The 255-nt window shown below is 55.3% G+C and carries 1 protein-coding gene; it reads right to left on the reverse strand.

Features of this window, described 5'->3' with window-relative positions; all coding sequences use genetic code 11:
• On the reverse strand, positions 1-255 hold a 255-nt coding region (locus L6D81_RS29440), incomplete at both ends, for a hypothetical protein (protein ID WP_236183010.1).

Here is a 255-nt window from a genome sequence, read left to right on the forward strand (position 1 = left end):
ATGTCCTCGATGGCCTTGATGGTGTAAGTGCGCACCGGAAAGGTCACCGCGTCGCTTTCGAGCGGGCTGCCATTCAAACCGGCCTTGAACTCGATCCTCAACGCAGAACCGTCCTTGAGCTTCTGCAATCCGGCCTTCGGTACCGATTCGTCGTAGTAGCCATTGTTGATCCAGCCCTGGTTTGTCTGAGCGTTTCCACCATTCCAGATGGTTTTCGCATAAGACGTGTTGTCATCGTTCGTACCGACCAGGCGC

It is taken from the genome of Pseudomonas sputi (assembly GCF_021603585.1).
Classification (GTDB): domain Bacteria; phylum Pseudomonadota; class Gammaproteobacteria; order Pseudomonadales; family Pseudomonadaceae; genus Aquipseudomonas; species Aquipseudomonas sputi.